An 18357-nucleotide genomic window follows, 5' to 3' on the forward strand; every position below is an offset into this window, starting at 1 on the left:
TCTGGAAGGGTCCGCCGCCCCAATACCACGGACCAAACTCCTCGTTGCACTCCGGCGCCCAAGCGTCGAACCCGTTGCCGTTTCGAAGCGGAATACGCCATTGTTTTTCGGTGCCTTTCTTTGCGCTGTAGCCCCAGTAAAAGCGGATGACGGGTGAGTTCCCGACTTCGACAATGGCGCGCGGGATCGGCTTACCCCCTTTGTGTGTTGCATAAGTGTTCGACGCCAGATCGTCACGGTTCAACCGCTTGTTGAGTCCTGCGCACAGCGCTATTTCCGCATCGTCATACCACTCCCCCTCTGAATTCACCCCATGCACAAAGATGACAATCCCCGGCAAATGCGGCGGAATCTCGACCAGCGCCCGCACTTGATAACTCACGGGCGTCATATACGATTCCCAGAACCGCCGTCCAAGATGATCGATCTGCATGGGCACGAGTCGCGTGGCAACGTTGTGCTGATAGCGCTTCGAGGGTTGCTTGCCCGCGTCCGCCGAGTCCATCGGCGCGGTGTTCGCATTCGGTTGATTCACGTCTTCGTCCATTAAGCCTCCATTTTTTTGAATCGATTAATCAATCCCCAGCGCGAGCCTCTGTAGTTTTAAGCGGACTGCGCGTGGATTTCGTCACGATTGGACTTTGGGTGTCACACAAAAGCGCACGCGCGATTCCAGCGCGAAATCATGAGTGGTCTGAATTTTTGGAGGAGGCTGGCAAGTGAGGTGAAAGTGGCGATGACGCCTTGTACCTTGTGACCCGTGCCTGTGGAGACTGATGACTTAGAACGGTTTGGTGGCTATTCGCGAAGCTCGCCGATCGGTGCAGATAGCCACTGTGCGGCATATCTGCAAGCGGGTGTGTCACCGTGATTGCAAGGCGTCTAGCGGCGCAGATCGCGCCAACGCCGGACCGAACGACGCTCACGTTCTTGACGCTGGCCGTGCGTGGCACACCGGCAAAGTACGTGTCGTGACGCGAAGAAGCTGCGAACTTATGCGCGTCGCAACGACTTACGCCGGTTTGCTTGGTGGTCGCACTCACGAACGTTTCTCTCCCGTTATCCACTTTTTTGTGTTCGGGAGATTAACTACTTGGCTGGATTTTGCTCAACGAGATAAATCTGATTTTCGGAAAAATTCCGGAATTTCCGATAGATCTTCCGTAGCCTTAACGCTCACGACAGAACCGTGTAACGCTGCAATAGAAGATTCTCGGCGCTCGCTCTATACGAGATCACGCAGAGGTTCTGCGGTCGATTTCATGACGAGCCAAGGGATCTCCTCTAGCGTACCCGGAGCATTGGATTTGCCCCAGAAGGGACAAATCCAACGAACAGACACCAGTACAACCGCCATCTGAGCACGAGCGCATGAAACGGGGTTCGATAGCGACCCCGAGCGCTAGCGTTGCGCTTTTACTTCGCGACGACCACCGGAATCCCCTTCAGGCTCGCGGCGCCCTTCATCTCATCGAGCGATGCGCGCACTGCCGCGCCCGTCGCCGCTTCGATGCGCAGCGTCGAAGCCAGATCGCGCTCGCGGCGCTTGACCATCGCGAGGTTCGCGAGTTTCACGTGACCGTAGCCGCGCACGCGCTCATAAAGAGCGGCGAGCGCTTCCACGTCTTTCGCGTTATCGGCGGTGAGCGCGCCGAGCGCACGCGTCATCGTGGTTTCGTAATCGCCGGCTAGCTGGCGTTCCATGCGGCGCTCCAGCGTCTTGCCGAACGGATCGAAGAGACCGCCGCGCAGTCCACGGAACTTCGCCATCGTCCCGAGCACCGGCCACAGCCACTGACCGAACACCTTCTTGCGCGGCACGCCGCCATACTCCGCCTTCGACAAAGCCGGTGGCGCGAGATTGAATTTCACCGTGAAATCCTGCCCCGCCGTGCCTTCGAACTGCGCTTCGAGCGCCGCGCGGAAAGCCGGATCGGCGTGCAGGCGCGCGACTTCATATTCGTCCTTCACCGCGAGCAGTTTGTAAAACGTCGTCGCGACGGCGCGCGTGATCGCGTCGTTCTTCGACGTCGCCGCCGCATTCACCAGCTTCCGATACCGCTCGACATATTTCGCGCCGCCGTATTCCGCGAGACGCTGTTCGCGATCCGAGATCAGCGCGGGCAACGGCATCGCGGCCATTTCGACGCGCGGCACCTGCGCCGACTTGCGCAGCGTGTCGAGCGCGTTCAGATCGGCGGCTGCCAGCCGCCCGATGGCGAACGCCAGCTTGTTCATCGGCACGGCGACGTTGTTCAGCTCGATCGCGCGCATCAGCGCGGCGTGTGACACCGGCACGAGGCCGAGTTGCCACGTGTAGCCGAGCATCAGAATGTTCGCGCCGATCGTGTCGCCGAGAAAACGCGTCGCGAGCGCCTGGGCGTCGCAGGTCTGCATGCGCTCGGCGCCGGCCGCGTGACGCATCTTGTCGAGGAGCGCGTCGGCGTGGAGATTCGCGTCCGGGTTCTGCACGAAGCTCGCGTTCGGAATCGCGTGCGTGTTGACGACGATCCGCGTGCGGCCGTGGCGCACCGTCTGCAACGCGTCCGCGCTCGCGCCGACCACCATGTCGCACGCGAGCAGGACATCGGCCTGTTGCGTGTCGATGCGGACCTGATTCAGCAGCGCGTCGGTCGCGGCAAAGCGCACGAACGACAGCACCGAGCCGCCTTTCTGCGCAAAGCCCATGAAATCGAGCACGGACGCGCTTTTGCCTTCCAGATGCGCCGCCATGCTGATCAGCGCGCCAACCGTCACCACGCCCGTGCCGCCGACGCCGGTGATCAGAATGTCGTACGGCGCATTATCGAGATGCTGCTTCGGCATCGACAGCGCATCGACGCGTCGCGCGAGTTCTTCGGGATCGAATGCATTGCCGGCCGCTTTCTTCACCTTCGCGCCTTCCAGCGTGACGAAGCTCGGGCAGAAGCCGTTCACGCACGAGTAATCCTTGTTGCACGACGACTGATCGATGCGGCGCTTGCGCCCCAGTTCGGTTTCAACCGGTTCGACCGACAGGCAATTCGACTGCACGCCGCAATCGCCGCAGCCTTCGCAGACCGCCTCGTTGATAAAAAGACGCTTGTCCGGGTCGGGAAACTCGCCTTTTTTCCGGCGACGACGCTTTTCCGCCGCGCACGTCTGGTCGTAGATCAGGACCGTGACGCCCGCCGTGTCGCGCAGGCGGCGCTGCACGGCGTCAAGTTCGCCGCGGTGATGAAAGGTCGTGCCGCGCGGGAACTGGTCTTCGTGACCCTGGTACTTTTCCGGCTCATCGCTGACCACGACCAGGAGCGCAATGCCCTCAGCCTCGACCTGACGCGCGATCTGCGGCACGGAAATGCTCCCATCGACCGGCTGGCCGCCCGTCATCGCCACGGCGTCGTTATAGAGAATCTTGTACGTGATGTTCGCCTTCGCCGCGACCGCCTGCCGAATCGCGAGAATGCCGGAGTGGAAATACGTGCCGTCGCCGAGATTCTGGAAGACGTGCGGCGTCTTCGTGAACATCGAGTGCGACGCCCAATCGACGCCTTCGCCGCCCATCTGGATCAGGCCGGTCGTATCGCGCTCCATCCAAGACGCCATGAAGTGGCAGCCGATCCCTGCCTGCGCGACCGAGCCTTCCGGCACCTTCGTCGACGTGTTGTGCGGGCAGCCCGAGCAGAAGTAGGGCGTGCGCTTCACCGAATCGGCGACGTTCGAGAGAATCTGCGGCGCGACCAGATCAACGACTTTCTCGCGGCGATCGAGCGCGGGCTTGTGACGCGCGAGCCAGTCGGCGAACACGGGCAGCACGCGCGACGGGCGCAGCTCGCCGAGCGACGACAGCAGCATCGCGCCATCCTGCGCATGCTTGCCGACGATGATCGGCCGCGCGCCGGATATGCGGTTGTAGAGGTGATCCTTGATCTGCTGCTCGATGATCGGGCCCTTCTCCTCGATCACCAGCACTTCCGACAGCCCTTCGACGAATGTTTCCAGCCGCGTGGTTTCGAGCGGAAACGAGAGGCCGACCTTGTAGATGCGCACGCCCGCCTGATCGAGATCGTCGACGGTGAGATCCAGCCGACGCAACGCTTCCATCAAATCGAGATGCGCCTTGCCACACGTCACGATGCCGACGTTCGCCTGCGCGCTCGGCGCAATCCACTTATCGATGCTGTTCACGCGCGCGAAGTGGCGTACCGCGTCGAGCTTGGCGGCGAGGCGCGCTTCGATCGTGAGGCTCGGCAGGTCCGGCCAGCGGTTGTGCAGGCCGCCCGCCGGCGTGACGAAGTCCTGCGGCGCTTTCCAGGTGGTCTGGATCGCGTCGAGATCGACGGTCGAGCCGGATTCGACCGTCTCGGAAATGGCCTTGTAGCCGACCCACGCGCCCGAAAATCGCGACAGCGCCCAGCCGTAAAGGCCGAATTCGAGCATGTCCGCGATATTCGACGGATTCACGACCGGCATGCTCCAGCCGATCATCGCGTGATCGCTCTGGTGCGGCATCGACGACGACACGCAGCCGTGATCGTCGCCCGCCACCACCAGCACGCCGCCGTGCGGCGACGAGCCGTACGCGTTGCCGTGCTTGAGCGCATCGCCCGCGCGATCGACCCCCGGGCCCTTGCCGTACCACATCGCGAAAACGCCCTCGACGGTCCGCTCCGCATCCGATTCGACGCGTTGCGTGCCGAGCACGGCGGTGCCGCCGAGTTCCTCGTTGATCGCGGGCAGAAAGCGCACGTCATGCGACGCGAGCAGTTTGTTCGCCTTCCACAATTGCTGGTCGACCATGCCGAGCGGCGAGCCGCGATAGCCGCTGACGAAGCCCGCCGTGTTCAGATTCGCGGCGCGGTCGGCGACGCGCTGCATCAGCACGAGCCGCACGAGCGCCTGCGTGCCCGTCAGGAAGATGCGGCCGCGCGTGGCGGACAGGTTGTCGGTCAGCTTGTAATCGGACAGGGCCGGGGTATGGCCGTCGTTGATGGCTTCTAAGGGAACGCGCGCGTTCATGAAGTCTCCGGCTTGAGTTATGTAAGTAGCGTGGGGTGCGCAAGGACTCCATTCTTCGCTGACAAAACCGGAATTTTTTTGCTCACTTCCCGCAGGTATCTCGTTATCGGAAAGGAAATCGCCGCTTTTCGAGATCGAGGAGCGAGATTCACCCGCGTGGGTGCCGTATCCGCGTTAACCCGCACGTTTGGCGGTGCGTGTTGGGGTAACCTGAACAGCACCTAAACGCCCAAGGACGATCCGCCGATGAAGCTCTACTACTGGCCGAAAACGCGTGCCTTCCGCGCGCTGTGGATGCTGGAGGAACTGCGCGTGCCGTACGACTTCGCGTTCGTGAACATCCGCGCGGGCGATCAGAACGAGCCGGCGTTCTGCCGCGTCAATCCGATGTCGAAGCTGCCCGCGCTCGACGACGACGGCGTGACCGTCGCGGAATCGGGCGCCGTGCTGCTCTATCTCGCCGACAAATTCCCCGACGCGCAGCTCGGCGTGCCGCCCGGCGATCCGCTGCGCGGGCGTTTCCTGCAATGGATGTTTTTCACCGGCGCTTGCCTCGAACCCGCGATGGCCGAGCGCATGACGGGCGCGCCGGGCAACACGGTGAGCTTCGGCTGGGGCGATCTGGGACGCGTCGAGCACGCGATCGAAGGGGCGCTGAAGGAGGGGCCGTGGCTCGTCGGCGAGCGTTTCACCGCCGCCGACATCCTCGTCGCGAGCACGCTGCAGATCGCTTACATGGCGAAGCTGATCGAGCCGGGCGGGGCGTTATCGGATTACGTCGATCGAGCGGTGGCCCGCGACGGGCACGAGCGCGCGGCGGCGATCGATCATCGCGAGGCGGAGCGGCTTTCACTCAAGCCGCATACCGGGACGGCCAGCGTGCGGCCTTAGGCGCTCCAGGATTCAGGGAAACGCGCGCGGCTTCGGAATGCCCGCGCCCGCTTCGATATCGGCGATGGCCTGCTTGTGCGCGAGATCAATCGCGTCAGCGGGTTTCTCCAAGCCGCCGTCGCCGCCGACCGTCGTCCACGTCTTGACGGCTTTTTCGTGATGGCGGATTTCGTATTCGGCGTCCCAGCGCGCGCCTTGCAGTTCGAGCGGCCGCACGTGGATCGCATAGACGCCATAGAGAAAGAGCTGTTCCGGCATGATGTCCTCCGATCTGGCCAGGAGCGCCCGCGCGACGCGAGCGCCGCCGGCTGTCTGCTTATAGTTCGATTTCCCCGAGAATCCGGTGCGCAAGGGCGCGCGCTTCTTCGAGCGCCTCGGCTTCGTTCTCCGACGATGCATCGACTTCGTAGAGCGTCGCGTCCGTCTCCTCGCCGTCGTCGCGCGCGAGCGAGACGAGCCCCTGGTACTGGCCCAAGTCGGTGGCGCGCACGCCGAGCGTCGCGGTGTAGAGGCCCTTCGTGTAGATCGTGTCGTCCATGTCCATGTTGGCTCCGCGCAGAGGAAATTCATGCTAGCACGCTGATATGCAGCGTGCGTGACATGGACGGCTCGCCTTCGAACTATGGTTTCAGCAACGCCTCGACTTCTTCCAGCGACGGCGAGTGACCGCCCGGGAACCGGCACGCCGCCGCGCCCGACGCGAGCGCGAAACGCAGGTGCTCGCCCCAGCCGCCTTCGCGCGCCATGAGGCTGTAGAGCAACCCGGCGATCGACGCATCGCCCGCACCGACCGTGTCCGCGACTTGCACCACCGGCGGCTTCGCGCGAAACACTTCGTCGCCGACATAGAGCGCCGCCTCGCTCGACCCGCGCGTGACGAACACACTCGCCTGCGGGTTCATCGCGCGGACCTGCGCGAGCGCGTCCGCCTCGGGGATGCCGCGAAACAGCATGTGCAGGTCCTCGTCCGAAACCTTGATCAGGTCGGCGAGCGACGCCATGTTTCGCAGGATCGGCTCGTAGCCGGTTTCCATCAGGTTGCGGTAGTTCGGGTCGAAGCTGATTTTCACGCCGTGCGCGCGCAGTTGCGCGGCAAGCGCCGCGAGCGTCGCGCCGAGCGGCTGACGCACGAGGCTGATGCAGCCGAAATGCGCCCACTTGACCTGTTCCATCCAGCCGGACGGCAGCTTCGACGGATCGAAGGCGAGATCGGCGCCGTTCTCACCCATGAAGTAGTACGTCGGCGGCTGCGTCTTGTGAACGATCGCGAGCAGCGGCGGACGCTCGACGCGCTGCATGAAACGCATGTCGAGACCGGCCGTGACGCTTGCGTTCCACAGATCGTCGGAGAAATTGTCAACGCCGAGCGAGCCGGCGCAGGCCGTCGGCAGGCCAAGACGCGCCACCGCCCGCGCGACGTTCCACCCCGCGCCGCCCGGACGCGAGAGCCACGTCGAGGTGTCGGTGCGGATCATGTCGGTGAGGATGTCGCCGGCTGAGACGAAGGTAGGAAGAGTCTGGTTTTCTGCTGCCATTTGTCTCACCGTTTGCTTGTTTCGGGCGTGCCGAGGGCGTTCAACACCTCGTAGCACGCGCCCATCGTGTGGTAATCGGTCTTGCCGGCCGGGCTCTTTTCGTCGCCGTACTTGCGATTGTCGCAGGTCAGGATGCGGAACCACGCGCCGTATTTGTGATCGACGAAATGCGCCCAGCTATAGCGCCAGAGCTCGTCGTAGCAGTCCCAGAAGCGTTCGCGGCCCGTGCGCGCGCCGAGCAGAGCGGCGGCGGCGAAGCTTTCCGCCTGCACCCAGAAGTATTTGTCGTGGTCGCAAATGGTGTTGTCGGGGCCGAAGCCGTAGTACAGCCCGCCGTGGCGGCTGTCCCAGGCGCGGTTGAAACCGGCGTCGAATAGTTCGATGGCGCGCGGCGCGAGCCACGGCAACGCGCGATGGCGTTCGAGAATCAACAGGAGCTTGGCCCATTCCGTCTGATGACCGGGCTGGAAACCCCACGGACGGAAAATGTTCGTGCTGTCGGATTCGTTGTAATGCCAGTCGACCGACCAGTCGGCTCCGAAGTGCTCCCAGATCAGTCCGTTCGACAGCTTCGCCTGCCGCAGCGTGATGTTCCCCGCGATTTTTTCCGCGCGATCCAGATAGATGACGTGGCCGGTCGCCTCGTAGGCGGCGAGGAGCGCTTCGGTCGCGTGCATGTTGGCGTTCTGCCCGCGATAGTCCGAAAGCTGCCAGTCGGGCGTGGCTTCGTCGGCGTAGAGGCCGGCGTCGGCGTCCCAGAAGCGACGCTCCAGCAGATGGAACGTCTCGTTGATCATCGGCGTGGCTTCGTCGATACCCGCCATCGACGCATGCGCGCACGCGAGCAGCACGAACGCAAGGCCGTAGCAGTGGCGCGTGCCGTCGAGCGTGCGTTTCGCGCCGTCGCGCCACTCGATTTCCCAGTCGTAGCCTTCGAGCGCGGGGTCCCAGTGGGCGCTGCGCAGGAACGCGAACGCGTGGCGGGCGTCGTCCTGGTACGCGGCGTCACCCAAATGGCGGTAGGCCATCGCGTAATTGAAGACGAAGCGCGTGCTGCTGACGAGGTGGCGCGTCGTGCGATCGTAGACGCGGCCGTCGTCCTTGAAATAGTGGAAGAAGCCGCCGGACGGGTCGTGCGCGGTGGGTGCGTAAAACGCGAGTGTGTCGCGCACGTGCGAGAGCAGGAAGTCGCGGCTGCGGAAGTCGATGGGCGCGCTGGCTGGGGTGCTGGCAGCGTCCGGTGCGACGGTTGTAGCGGTCGAGTTCATGTCGTGGTCGAGCCGGAGCTCGCGCGAGGGATGAAATTTACCGGCACCAGCGTGTCGGCCGGGTCGAGTGAGTTCAGATTGTCTTCGAGCAGCAATTCCACGCCGCGCCGACCGAGCGCTTCCTTGTCGACCGTCACGGTGGACAGCGGCGGCGTGCTCTGCGCGGCCGCCGGAATATCGTCAAAACCGACGAACGCAATGTCCTCCGGCACCCGCAAACCGTGCGCGACACAAACGCGCATCGCGGCGAGGGCCGCTGCATCGTTATAGGCGAAAACGGCGTCGGGGAGCGGATTCGATTGCTCCCGCGCCTGCACGATTAGGCGTTCCATGGCGTCGGCGGCGGCCAGATCGGCGGCGAGACCGGGCTGCGTGTTGATTTCCAGCATCGGATCGAAGAGTAATCCGGCTTCGAAATAAGCGAGCCGGTAGCCGAGCGCGCGCTGCGAGATGCTGTGATGCGCGAGCGATCCGCCGATGAACGCGACGCGCCGCCGGCCGAGCGCGAACAGATGCCGCATCGCGAGCGACGCGCCTTTGATGTTGTCGATATTGACCGAGCGGAAACCGGGCGCGCGCAGGTCGATCAGAATGGTAGGACGGTTCAGCGAATGCAGGTGGACGAGCAGTTCAGGCTCGACGAAGCCCGCGACGGCGATGGCGTCCGGCGCGTGCAGGCGCATTTGCTGCGCGAGATCCTGCGTCGGACCGGCGGTGAGGACGGACGGCACGAGCCGTCGTTCGCGGCACGCTTCCTCGAAGCCGTTCAGAACGTGCGAGAAAAACGGGCTGACTGCGAAATTGTTGTGCTGCCGGTGCAGGAGGAAGGTGACGCGCCGGATACGGGTGCGCAGTTGCGCGGAATCGTAGCCGAGTTGCTGCGCGACTTCGACGACACGTACGCGCGTCGCTTCGGACAAGCCTGGCTGATTTTTCAGCGCTCTCGACACGGTGCCGATCGAGACGCTGGCCGCACGCGCGACATCGCGAATGGTGGTGCCCATCTGGTTTCTCTGAGTCCTGTTTATCGTCCGACGGCGGGTTCGCTTCGTTGCGGCGATTGTATAGTAAAACGGGCGCAAGACAGCGTATCAGAGACCTAGAGGAAACCAGTAGAGGCTTGTTCTGTATGGGTTTTGTCGGGTTGATTTTGTTTAGTAAAAAAGGCTTAAACAGCTTCCCGCCGATGCACGGAAGCCGCATCCGACGACCACACGTCCAAAATCATGTCCTCGTCCTGGTAGTGCGACAAGCGCGCGAGCGGAAGCTTTACGCTCAATTCGTCGTGAACGTAATCGCCGGAATGCGGCCAGCCTTCAATCGGCTGCCGCCAGTGGCACGCGATCACGGTCCCGCCTGGTGCGAGCGAATCGGTCAGCCGGTTTGCGAGGCGAGAAAGTTGGCCGTCGTCGAGGTAATAGGCGAGTTCGCTCACCACCAGCAAGTCGAAGCGGCCTTCCGGCCAGTCGTCGGGCACTGAGCGCTGCTCGATCCGCACGTGGCTCAAGTGCGCGACGCGGCGGCGCGCATGCTCGACGGCGTCGGCGTTCATGTCAGCGGCGAGCAGCGTGTCGCAGCGTGTGGCGAGTTCGGCCGTCAGTTCGCCGGTTGCGCAGCCGGGCTCATAGGCTTTCGCGTAGCGCTCGACGGGGAGCATCGCGAGCGTGAGCGCCCGCTTGCGGCGTTCGTACCAGCGCTTGCGCAGGAGCCAGGGGTCGTCGCTTTGCTGGTAGAGACCGTCAAAGTATTCTTGGGCGTTCGGCTCGCGGCTCATATCAAAACCACCTCGTAAGGCCGCGTGAGCCGCGCGAGCACGTGATCCGGCAGGATCGGCGCGCGGCCGGTGGCAGCATCGGTTTCGAGCTGGCTGCGAAACGCCTCGACGGCGTGGAGCTTGCGCGCGTGGGTGTCGGTGTCGAGGACGATGCGGCGCGCGCGGCTCCATGGCACGCGCGAATCGTCGGGCGACGCCCAGTGCCACGTCCACACCGGAATCTCGACGAACGGCAGGTCGCGCCGCTCCGCCTCCGACGATACCGCCCGCCCGACCGCTTCATGATCCGGATGGCCGTCGTGGCGCCAGGTGCCGAAAACCACGTCGCCGGGACGCAGATGTTCGCCGAGCGTTGCCGCTAGTTGCGCTTCGAACCGCTCGACGCCGCCGTCGGGCAGACCGAGCCGCAGCGTCTGGACGTAGCGCATGTGCAGGCGCTGCAAGGCTTCGCGCGTTTCCTGCGGGCGGACGTCGGCCAGGCGCTCTTCCGGCCACACGGGCGAGCCCGGATGGCTTGCGGTGCCGTCGGTTACGGCGACGATGAGCACCTTGCGCCCCAGCGCCGAGAGTTTCGCGAGCAGGCCGCCGGTGCCGAGCACTTCGTCGTCCGGATGCGGTGCCACGATGACCGCGCGCGCGCCTGCGGGCACGAGCGTCGCGGGGTCGACTTCCGGCAGCGTGGCAAGCCGCGCCCAACTTTGCCAGGTGGCCTCCGACGTGCCGTCTCCGGCGATCACGCGATCCTGGTTGTCGTTCACGATTACAGCTCCCATGATCCGCGCTCATCGTTCACGATGCGCTCGGCGAGCGCGGCTTCGTCGCGCTCCGCGTGGCTTTGCCGGATGAACACGGGAAGGTCCGCCATCAGATGGGCGAAATGCGCGTTGCGACAGAGCGGCGCGGCGCCGAGCGCGCGCCCTGCGTGGGCGAGGACGTCGGTTGCGGCGCGCTCTACGACGAGCCGCGCGCGCAGCGCCGGGGCGATAGCGTCGGTGCGTGGCTCGTGATCGAAGCGCGCGGCGGTGTCGCGCAGTAGGCTCGCGGCGCTGCTCAGCGCTGTATCAATTGCGCCGAGATGCGCGAGCTTGTGCGGATCGGCGCGCCGGGCGGCGTCGCGCCGGACGAACTCACCGATCGCCGATGCCGCCCCGAACCAGCATGCCGCAATGCCCCCGCCGCCTTGCCAGAAGCCCGGGCGTTCGAGATAGGCACGTGGCGGCCCGATCTGCACGGCGCGAGCGTTGTCGAAGTGCACGTCTACGCTCGCGCTCGCATTCATGCCGACCGCCATCCAGCCCTCGCTCGTCACGCGCACGCCCGGCTGGCGCAGGTCGACGGCGGCGAGAATCGCCTCGTCGCGTTCGTTCCAGGCGGTCACGAGAGCGTGCGTGATGAAAGCGGCGCCGGAGCACCACGCCTTCGTGCCGTGCAGCGTGATGCGGTTCTCACCGTTTGAGCCGTCTGCGCTTTTTGCACCGAGGCGTGCGTTCGGCGGTTCGGCGGCCCAGACGCCCCAGGCGTTGCCTTCGCCGGGATCGATACCGTTCAGCTCGGCGAGGATTGCGAGCGCATCCGTGTGGCCTTCATACAGTTTCACGAGCGCCAGATCGCACGCCGCAACCGTGCCGAGCATCCGCCACCGTTCGAGCGTGCCGCCGCCGCCCGGCATCGGAATCCGGTCGAAACCCGCGTCGATGAGGGAGCGCAACGCTCCAGCCGTCTCTTCCGCCGAGCCGCGTGCAAAACGCAATTCGCGCAGGAACGCGTGCAAATCGGCTGGCCGGTTCATGACCGCTGGCATGGCGCCCCTCGAAAGCTGCGTTTGCTGCGTGTGTTCAACATGGTGGTTCTCCCTGTCGGCCCTGCCGTGACTTTGCGATGGACAAAGTGTGGCAATGCGCATGCCCGGGCGCCAGTCGGCCAGATGGAATACGCCAAACGCACGATTTCGTGCTTTGAGCCTATGTCGATCGGACGAATCGACGGAACGCGCCGCGCAGGCTCAAATAGCAAAAAAGCCGCACGAGGCGGCTTTCAGGGCTTTTGCGGGAGGCGACAGTGGATTTGCAAACTTCAGCGACGCACCGGCGCGGCCGCGCGCTCGGGCTCGCGCGCTTTCTCGGCGGCCGTGCGGCGCGCGCCCCAACGTTGCGCCAGAACGGCACACACCATCAACTGGATCTGGTGGAACAGCATCAGCGGCAACACTACCGCGCCGACCGCCTGCGAGGCGAAGATAACCTTCGCCATCGGAATGCCGGACGCGAGGCTCTTCTTCGAGCCGCAGAAGATGATGGTGATCTGGTCGGCGCGGCTGAAGCCCAGGCGTTTGGCGGCGAACGCCGTCGCGAAAATGGCGAGCGCGAGCAGCACGATATTGACGACGAGCAGCCCGCCGAGCGTGGCAAGCGACATCGAATGCCAGATGCCTTCGTTGACGGCCTCACTGAACGCCACATACACGACGAGCAAAATCGACCCCTGATCAACGAATTTCAGCATCGCGCGATTGCGGTCGATCCATTTGCCGATCGCCGGCCGCAGCGCCTGGCCGGCGATGAACGGCACGAGCAGTTGCAGCGTGATATTGCCGACCGTGTGCCAGGGCGAGCCGGTCGTCGCGCCGTGGCTGTGCACCACGAGCCCGACGAGCGCCGGCGTAATGAAGATGCCGAGCAGACTCGACGCCGATGCGCTGCACACGGCGGCGGGCACGTTGCCCTTCGCCATCGACGTGAACGCAATCGACGATTGCACCGTGGAAGGCAGCGTGCAAAGGAACAGGATGCCCATGTAGAGCTGGGGCGTGACGAGCGGCGTCAGGATCGGCTTGAGCGCGAGGCCGAGGAGCGGGAACATCGCGAACGTGCTGAGCAGCACGACGAGGTGCAGCCGCCAGTGCATCGCGCCCGAGACAATCGCCTCGCGCGAGAGTTTTGCGCCGTGCAGGAAAAACAGCAGGCCGATGGCGAAATTGGTCAGCCAGTTGAAGCCGACCGCGACCGTGCCCCGGCACGGCAGAAGACTCGCGATGATCACGGTACCCACGAGGGCAAGCGTGAAGTTATCGGGGAGAAGTTTTGGGCGCGCCATCAAAATCTCGCACTCGAATGTGCATGGGGTTGCGAAAAAACCGGGCGTCGCGTGCAAACCGTCGAACCAGCACGGTCGTGCAAAACGTCAAGTCAGGAAAACCAGTATTTTCGCTGCTTTGTCATTTAACAAGCAAATTCATTTAAGTGATCGATTAATGCGCTCCCGGCATGGGCTGCCGCGCGCGGAAAGCGGCACTCGCAACATTCGAGCCCGCTAATAAATGGTCATCTCATCACACGATTCAGCGTTTCCACGCATGCCTGAAACGCCAAAAAACCTAGTAGTAACATGGTGTTACAACCATTGAGCAGGTCTAACACTTTTTGGCTCGACTCGCGAGGCGTGGGGCCATAAATTGTCGATACACCGGTTGCCGGGTGCGCCCATTCTCCCCAATGGGGCATTCGCAAAGCTCCGACAACGACCGGTTGCTTGGTCGTCCGCGCGAGTTTTCGCCGCCCGAGAAGCCGGTTCACGTCGGACAATACGCAGTATCGACATGGCGCCCATAGGCTTTCGCAAGACGTTTCGATGGTTCGTTGGCACCGCGATCGGTTCGGTCACGGTGGTGGCGTCGCTTGCGCTCGCTGGTACGCCGGGCGGCGTCTGGCTGACCGCTGGCGGTCCGGCGGAACGCGCTGCGCCCAGTCAGGACCTCGCGCACAAAACGCCTCAGACGCTGCGATTCACGCAGGTCGGCGCCAAGGACGGCCTGACGCCGATCAGCGCGGAAGTGCGCGGTGTGCCGCGCGCCGAACAAGCGGTTCCGATGCGCGGGTCTGGATCGATCCGTGCCGACATCGCGCGCTACAACGAGGAGCGTAGTATCCCTCGTCCGCAAAGCCGTCCAAGCGACGACTCCCGCGCGCCTTCCAACGCGACTTACCGCAACTAATCTGCGGTCGGGCACACGCGTCTTCCTCTTGTCCACAACAAAAAATTAATGCCACGTCCAGACTTCCCGCGTCTGTGACGTAAGCGCGCCACACTCGCGCCCAATACCCTTCGCAACAATTCCCCTCTTTTTTGCGCGCACCGACAATGCGGCCTGCGCGTGTCATCTCATATTCATCGATCGTTCGTTTCGCGGCGCATCGCCTCGTGGCATGGGCCGCAGGCGCGTTGTAAGCGTTGCGTATCGCTTGTGAATTCACGTCGTAGAGGAAGCGCGAAAAGCCCTTAGTACGCGAAGCGCTATACCCGCAATAACCAAAAAGAATTTTGGCCGGAAAAATGATCCGTAAAGATGGTCCCGCTCCAGAGAAGGCCGCAAGCCCAGCGGTACAACCCATCACGCCGGTCTGACGAGGCAAGTCATGAGGCTTGCCCGCCAACGCTTTAACTTTTGACAAACGACAGGAGAGTTCATGAAGCCAACCGTCAACCGTGCGCTTAAGGCAACGGTCAAGGCCACCGTAATCGCCGCCACGTTCGGCATGCTTGCGGCCGGCTCGGCGCAGGCGCAATCGAGTGTTTCGCTCTACGGGCAGGTCGACGAATGGGTGGGCGCCACCAAGTTCCCCGGCAGCGATCGCGCCTGGAACGTGAGCGGCGGCGGCATGTCGACGTCCTACTGGGGCTTGAAGGGCGCCGAAGACCTCGGCAACGGCTACAAGGCGATCTTCACCCTCGAAAGCTTCTTCCGCGCCCAGAACGGCCAGTACGGTCGCTTCACCGGCGACACGTTCTTTGCGCGTAACGCCTACGTCGGCATCCAGGCGCCGTACGGCACGTTCACCGCCGGCCGCCTGACGACGCAACTCTTCGTCTCGACGATCCTGTTCAACCCGTTCATCGATTCGTACGTCTTCTCGCCGATGGTCTACCACGTGTTCCTCGGCCAGGGCACGTTCCCGACGTACACGACGGACCAGGGCGTCGTCGGCGATTCAGGCTGGAACAACTCGGTGCAGTACACGACGCCCGACTTCAGCGGCCTGTCCGGCAGCGCGATGTACAGCTTCGGCAACCAGGCGGGCGACGGCCGCTCGAAGAAGTACAGCGCGCAGTTCCTGTACTTCCACGGCCCGTTCGCGGCGACCGGCGTCTACCAGTACGTCAACTACAACAACACGCCGGGCGATCTCTCGACGCTCGTCGCGGGTTACAAGAGCCAGAGCGTCGCGCAGGCGGGCGCCTCGTACGACTTGAAGTACGTAAAATTCTTCCTGCAGTACATGTACACGAAGAACGACATCGAAACCGGCAGCTTCCACGTCAACACGGGGCAGGGCGGCGTGACGGTGCCGGTCGGGCCGGGCACGGTGATGGCGTCGTATGCATACTCGCGCAGCAACGGCGGCCTCGACCAGACGCACAAGAGCTGGGCCGTCGGCTACGACTACCCGCTCTCGAAGCGCACCGACGTCTACGCCGCGTACCTGAACGACAAGTACACGAGCATCTCGTCGGGCAACACGTACGGCGTGGGCCTGCGCGCGAAGTTCTAAGCGCAAGGCGTTCCGCCAAAACGACAACACCGCGTCCTGGGACGCGGTGTTGTCGTTTGAAAAGCAGGTTCAGGCCACGCCGATCCGCGCCTTCGCCTCGTCATACTCCTGCTTCAGCCGCGCAACGAGCTCGCCGACGCTCGGCACGTCGTGCATCAGCCCGACGCCCTGTCCCGCGCCCCAAATGTCCTTCCACGCCTTCGTCTTGCTCGAGCCGTCGCCGAAATTCATCGCGGTCTTGTCCGATTCGGGCAGCGCCTCGGGATCGAGCCCCGCGTTCACGATGCTCTCGCGGATGTAGTTGCCGTGTACGCCCGTGAAAAGGTTCGTGTAGATGATGTCGGCGGCGCTCGCATCGACGATAGCGCTCTTGTAGCTCTCGTGCGCGTGCGCCTCGCGCGTCGCGATGAAGCGCGTGCCCATGTAGGCGAGGTCCGCGCCCATCGCCTGGGCGGCGAGGATAGAGCCGCCGTTCGCGATCGATCCCGACAGCACGATCGGCCCGTCGAAGATGCGCCGCACTTCGCCGACGAGCGCGAACGGCGAGGTGGTGCCCGCATGTCCGCCCGCGCCCGCCGCGACGAGGATCAGCCCGTCGACGCCCGCTTCCAGCGCCTTCTGCGCGTGGCGGATGTTGATCACGTCGTGCAGCACGATGCCGCCGTAGCTGTGGACGGCGTCGATCATCTCCTTGACCGGTGCGCGCAGGCTCGTGATGAAGATCGGCACCTCGTGCTCGACGCACACGCGCACGTCCCGTTCGAGCCGCGCATTGGACTGATGAACGATCTGGTTCACCGCGATCGGCCCGATGTTCGCGTCCGGATGAGCCGCCTTGTGCTCGGCTAGCGATGCCTGGATCTGCGTGAGCCATTCGTCGAGCAATTCGGGAGGGCGCGCGTTCAGCGCCGGAAACGACCCGACGATGCCCGCCTTGCATTGCGCGAGCACGAGTTCGGGATAGCTGACGATGAACATCGGCGAGGCCACGACCGGCAGCGCGAGATGTTGCAGGACGGCGGGTAATGCCATGACGTGTGTCTCCTGTTCGACGTGCGATGCGTGGTCGGTGAATTCTACGACCGCTGCCCGAAAAAATCGCACGCCAGCATTATTTTGAGAAATAGGCGCGCTTGAACCGACCGCCGCGCGCCACTATAGAACGATCGTTCGATTATAGGCGATCCGTCGGCCGGGCGATGCCCGGAGCATTCCCGAGGAAGTCTTCGGTTTCGTCGAAAGTCATGCTGGTCAAGCGTTGCGCGGCGTGCGGCGCGCATACAATGGTCCGCACCCGCCACGACGAGAACGCCACCATGCCCTTCGAGGACTATCAGCCGTTTCGTGTCGATGCCGCTGGCGCCGACATTTTCGGGATGAAGGGCGGCAGCGGGCCGCCATTATTGTTGATGCACGGGCATCCGCAGACGCATGAGATCTGGCACAAGTGCGCGACGGTTCTCGCGCAGCATTTCACGGTCATCGCGACCGACTTGCGCGGCTACGGCGCGTCGGGCAAGCCCAAGAGCGACGCCGAGCACAAGCCGTATTCGAAGCGCGCGATGGCCGCCGATCAGGTCGCGGTCATGCGCCACTTCGGCTTCGAACGGTTCCTTGTATGCGCGCACGATCGCGGCGCGCGAGTCGCGCACCGGATGGCGCTGGATTTTCCCGAAGCCATCGATCGACTGATGCTGCTCGACATCGCGCCGACGCTCGCGATGTACGAAGCAACCAATCGCGAATTCGCGACCGCGTACTTCCACTGGTTCTTTCTGATCCAGCCGTCGCCGTTGCCGGAGTTGCTGGTCGGCGGGAATACGAATGCGTATATCGAACGCGTGATGGGCAGCCGCCACGCAGGGCTCAAGCCGTTCGCGCCGCATGCGTTGCAGGCGTATCGCGATGCGCTCGCGTCGCCGGGCGCGGTGTTCGCGATGTGCGAGGACTACCGCGCGTCGGCATCGATCGATCTCGAACACGATCGCGCCGATCTTGAACGCGGACACAAGATCGCGTGTCCGCTGCGTGTGCTGTGGGGCAAGGAGGGTGTGATCGAACGCTGCTTCGAACCGCTCGACGAATGGCGCCGCGTCGCGCGCGATGTGAGCGGCCGCGCGCTGCCTTGCGGCCACTACATTCCTGAAGAAGAACCTCAGGCGTTACTTGAAGAGGTGCTGTCGTTCTTTGAAGCGAGTGAGCGTTGAGCCAACCATGAGCGGTTATCTGCCGTACATGTGCGCGTTAAAATTTTGTAGGGAAAGCACCGATGCACGTCATTCTGGCTCGCGTTACGATGCAATCGACGCTGATCACGTCTATAAATTACGCCGCTTGCCGTA

At 63.7% G+C, this 18357-nt stretch carries 16 protein-coding genes; 4 read left to right on the top strand and 12 right to left on the bottom strand.

The features are described 5' to 3' along the window. Positions 1-391 (bottom strand): T6SS effector phospholipase Tle3 domain-containing protein (locus tag AWB65_RS24245; RefSeq protein WP_445344297.1); only part of this gene is annotated, 391 nt, incomplete at its 3' end. Between the two features lie 1025 nt (positions 392-1416). Beyond that, complete coding sequence (locus AWB65_RS24250) at positions 1417-5001, bottom strand: indolepyruvate ferredoxin oxidoreductase family protein (protein ID WP_087669568.1); 3585 nt, start codon at positions 4999-5001, stop codon at positions 1417-1419. A 246-nt stretch (positions 5002-5247) separates the two neighbouring features. Here AWB65_RS24250 and AWB65_RS24255 point away from each other — a divergent pair, with 246 nt between their 5' ends. Next, positions 5248-5892 (top strand): glutathione S-transferase family protein, encoded by a 645-nt coding sequence (locus AWB65_RS24255; protein WP_087669569.1) that lies wholly within the window; start codon positions 5248-5250, stop codon positions 5890-5892. 12 nt (positions 5893-5904) lie between these two features. Here AWB65_RS24255 and AWB65_RS24260 read toward each other — a convergent pair whose 3' ends face one another. The 9 genes from AWB65_RS24260 to AWB65_RS24300 all read right to left on the bottom strand — a co-directional run bounded on the left by AWB65_RS24260 (position 5905) and on the right by AWB65_RS24300 (position 13562). Then, positions 5905-6150: a hypothetical protein gene (locus AWB65_RS24260; protein ID WP_087669570.1), complete on the bottom strand. Its 246-nt coding sequence runs from the start codon at positions 6148-6150 to the stop codon at positions 5905-5907. Positions 6151-6208: 58 nt separating this feature from the next. Continuing rightward, positions 6209-6430, bottom strand: coding sequence for a hypothetical protein (locus AWB65_RS24265; protein ID WP_087669619.1), 222 nt, complete (start codon positions 6428-6430; stop codon positions 6209-6211). An 82-nt stretch (positions 6431-6512) separates the two neighbouring features. Then, a complete protein-coding gene (locus tag AWB65_RS24270) occupies positions 6513-7427 on the bottom strand; it encodes a carbohydrate kinase family protein (protein WP_087669571.1) in 915 nt (304 codons plus the stop codon). 5 nt (positions 7428-7432) lie between these two features. After that, the gene (locus AWB65_RS24275) at positions 7433-8695 is read right to left on the bottom strand and encodes an AGE family epimerase/isomerase (RefSeq protein ID WP_087669572.1); all 1263 of its coding nucleotides are present in this window, start codon (positions 8693-8695) and stop codon (positions 7433-7435) included. After that, positions 8692-9699 carry a LacI family DNA-binding transcriptional regulator gene (locus AWB65_RS24280; protein WP_087669573.1) on the bottom strand — a complete coding sequence of 336 codons (1008 nt, stop codon included), beginning with the start codon at positions 9697-9699 and terminating at the stop codon, positions 8692-8694. Before AWB65_RS24280 ends, AWB65_RS24275 begins: the two co-directional genes overlap by 4 nt. Positions 9700-9863: 164 nt before the next feature. Then, the gene (locus AWB65_RS24285) at positions 9864-10469 is read right to left on the bottom strand and encodes a class I SAM-dependent DNA methyltransferase (protein WP_087669574.1); all 606 of its coding nucleotides are present in this window, start codon (positions 10467-10469) and stop codon (positions 9864-9866) included. After that, the gene (locus AWB65_RS24290; RefSeq protein ID WP_087669575.1) at positions 10466-11242 is read right to left on the bottom strand and encodes a PIG-L deacetylase family protein; all 777 of its coding nucleotides are present in this window, start codon (positions 11240-11242) and stop codon (positions 10466-10468) included. The genes AWB65_RS24285 and AWB65_RS24290 overlap by 4 nt, the downstream gene beginning before the upstream one ends. After that, entirely contained in the window at positions 11230-12270 is a 1041-nt protein-coding gene (locus tag AWB65_RS24295; RefSeq protein ID WP_235007741.1) for an acyl-CoA dehydrogenase family protein, read from the bottom strand. The genes AWB65_RS24290 and AWB65_RS24295 overlap by 13 nt, the downstream gene beginning before the upstream one ends. Positions 12271-12542: 272 nt before the next feature. After that, positions 12543-13562, bottom strand: a complete 1020-nt coding sequence (locus tag AWB65_RS24300; RefSeq protein ID WP_087669576.1) for a bile acid:sodium symporter family protein — start codon at positions 13560-13562, stop codon at positions 12543-12545. Between the two features lie 502 nt (positions 13563-14064). On the opposite strand from AWB65_RS24300, the gene AWB65_RS24305 reads away from it, so the two are divergent. Continuing rightward, the gene (locus AWB65_RS24305; RefSeq protein WP_087669577.1) at positions 14065-14460 is read left to right on the top strand and encodes a hypothetical protein; all 396 of its coding nucleotides are present in this window, start codon (positions 14065-14067) and stop codon (positions 14458-14460) included. 472 nt (positions 14461-14932) lie between these two features. After that, complete coding sequence (locus tag AWB65_RS24310; protein WP_087669578.1) at positions 14933-16015, top strand: porin; 1083 nt, start codon at positions 14933-14935, stop codon at positions 16013-16015. A gap of 69 nt (positions 16016-16084) precedes the next feature. Here the strand turns inward: AWB65_RS24310 and AWB65_RS24315 are convergent, their stop codons facing one another. Further along, positions 16085-17047 (bottom strand): NAD(P)H-dependent flavin oxidoreductase, encoded by a 963-nt coding sequence (locus AWB65_RS24315; protein WP_087669579.1) that lies wholly within the window; start codon positions 17045-17047, stop codon positions 16085-16087. Positions 17048-17331: 284 nt separating this feature from the next. Between AWB65_RS24315 and AWB65_RS24320 the strand changes: the two genes are divergently transcribed. Continuing rightward, positions 17332-18222, top strand: coding sequence for an alpha/beta fold hydrolase (locus AWB65_RS24320; RefSeq protein ID WP_087669580.1), 891 nt, complete (start codon positions 17332-17334; stop codon positions 18220-18222). Positions 18223-18357: the final 135 nt, after the last annotated feature.

It is taken from the genome of Caballeronia humi (assembly GCF_001544475.1).
GTDB lineage: Bacteria > Pseudomonadota > Gammaproteobacteria > Burkholderiales > Burkholderiaceae > Caballeronia > Caballeronia humi.

Coding starts and splice junctions, on each gene's coding strand:
- AWB65_RS24260 (WP_087669570.1), bottom strand. CDS start 6,150: ATGCCGGAACAGCTCTTTCTCTATGGCGTCTATGCGATCCACGTGCGG.
- AWB65_RS24250 (WP_087669568.1), bottom strand. CDS start 5,001: ATGAACGCGCGCGTTCCCTTAGAAGCCATCAACGACGGCCATACCCCG.
- AWB65_RS24280 (WP_087669573.1), bottom strand. CDS start 9,699: ATGGGCACCACCATTCGCGATGTCGCGCGTGCGGCCAGCGTCTCGATC.
- AWB65_RS24305 (WP_087669577.1), top strand. CDS start 14,065: ATGGCGCCCATAGGCTTTCGCAAGACGTTTCGATGGTTCGTTGGCACC.
- AWB65_RS24295 (WP_235007741.1), bottom strand. CDS start 12,270: ATGCCAGCGGTCATGAACCGGCCAGCCGATTTGCACGCGTTCCTGCGC.
- AWB65_RS24270 (WP_087669571.1), bottom strand. CDS start 7,427: ATGGCAGCAGAAAACCAGACTCTTCCTACCTTCGTCTCAGCCGGCGAC.
- AWB65_RS24265 (WP_087669619.1), bottom strand. CDS start 6,430: ATGGACGACACGATCTACACGAAGGGCCTCTACACCGCGACGCTCGGC.
- AWB65_RS24320 (WP_087669580.1), top strand. CDS start 17,332: ATGCCCTTCGAGGACTATCAGCCGTTTCGTGTCGATGCCGCTGGCGCC.
- AWB65_RS24285 (WP_087669574.1), bottom strand. CDS start 10,469: ATGAGCCGCGAGCCGAACGCCCAAGAATACTTTGACGGTCTCTACCAG.
- AWB65_RS24310 (WP_087669578.1), top strand. CDS start 14,933: ATGAAGCCAACCGTCAACCGTGCGCTTAAGGCAACGGTCAAGGCCACC.
- AWB65_RS24315 (WP_087669579.1), bottom strand. CDS start 17,047: ATGGCATTACCCGCCGTCCTGCAACATCTCGCGCTGCCGGTCGTGGCC.
- AWB65_RS24290 (WP_087669575.1), bottom strand. CDS start 11,242: ATGGGAGCTGTAATCGTGAACGACAACCAGGATCGCGTGATCGCCGGA.
- AWB65_RS24300 (WP_087669576.1), bottom strand. CDS start 13,562: ATGGCGCGCCCAAAACTTCTCCCCGATAACTTCACGCTTGCCCTCGTG.
- AWB65_RS24275 (WP_087669572.1), bottom strand. CDS start 8,695: ATGAACTCGACCGCTACAACCGTCGCACCGGACGCTGCCAGCACCCCA.
- AWB65_RS24255 (WP_087669569.1), top strand. CDS start 5,248: ATGAAGCTCTACTACTGGCCGAAAACGCGTGCCTTCCGCGCGCTGTGG.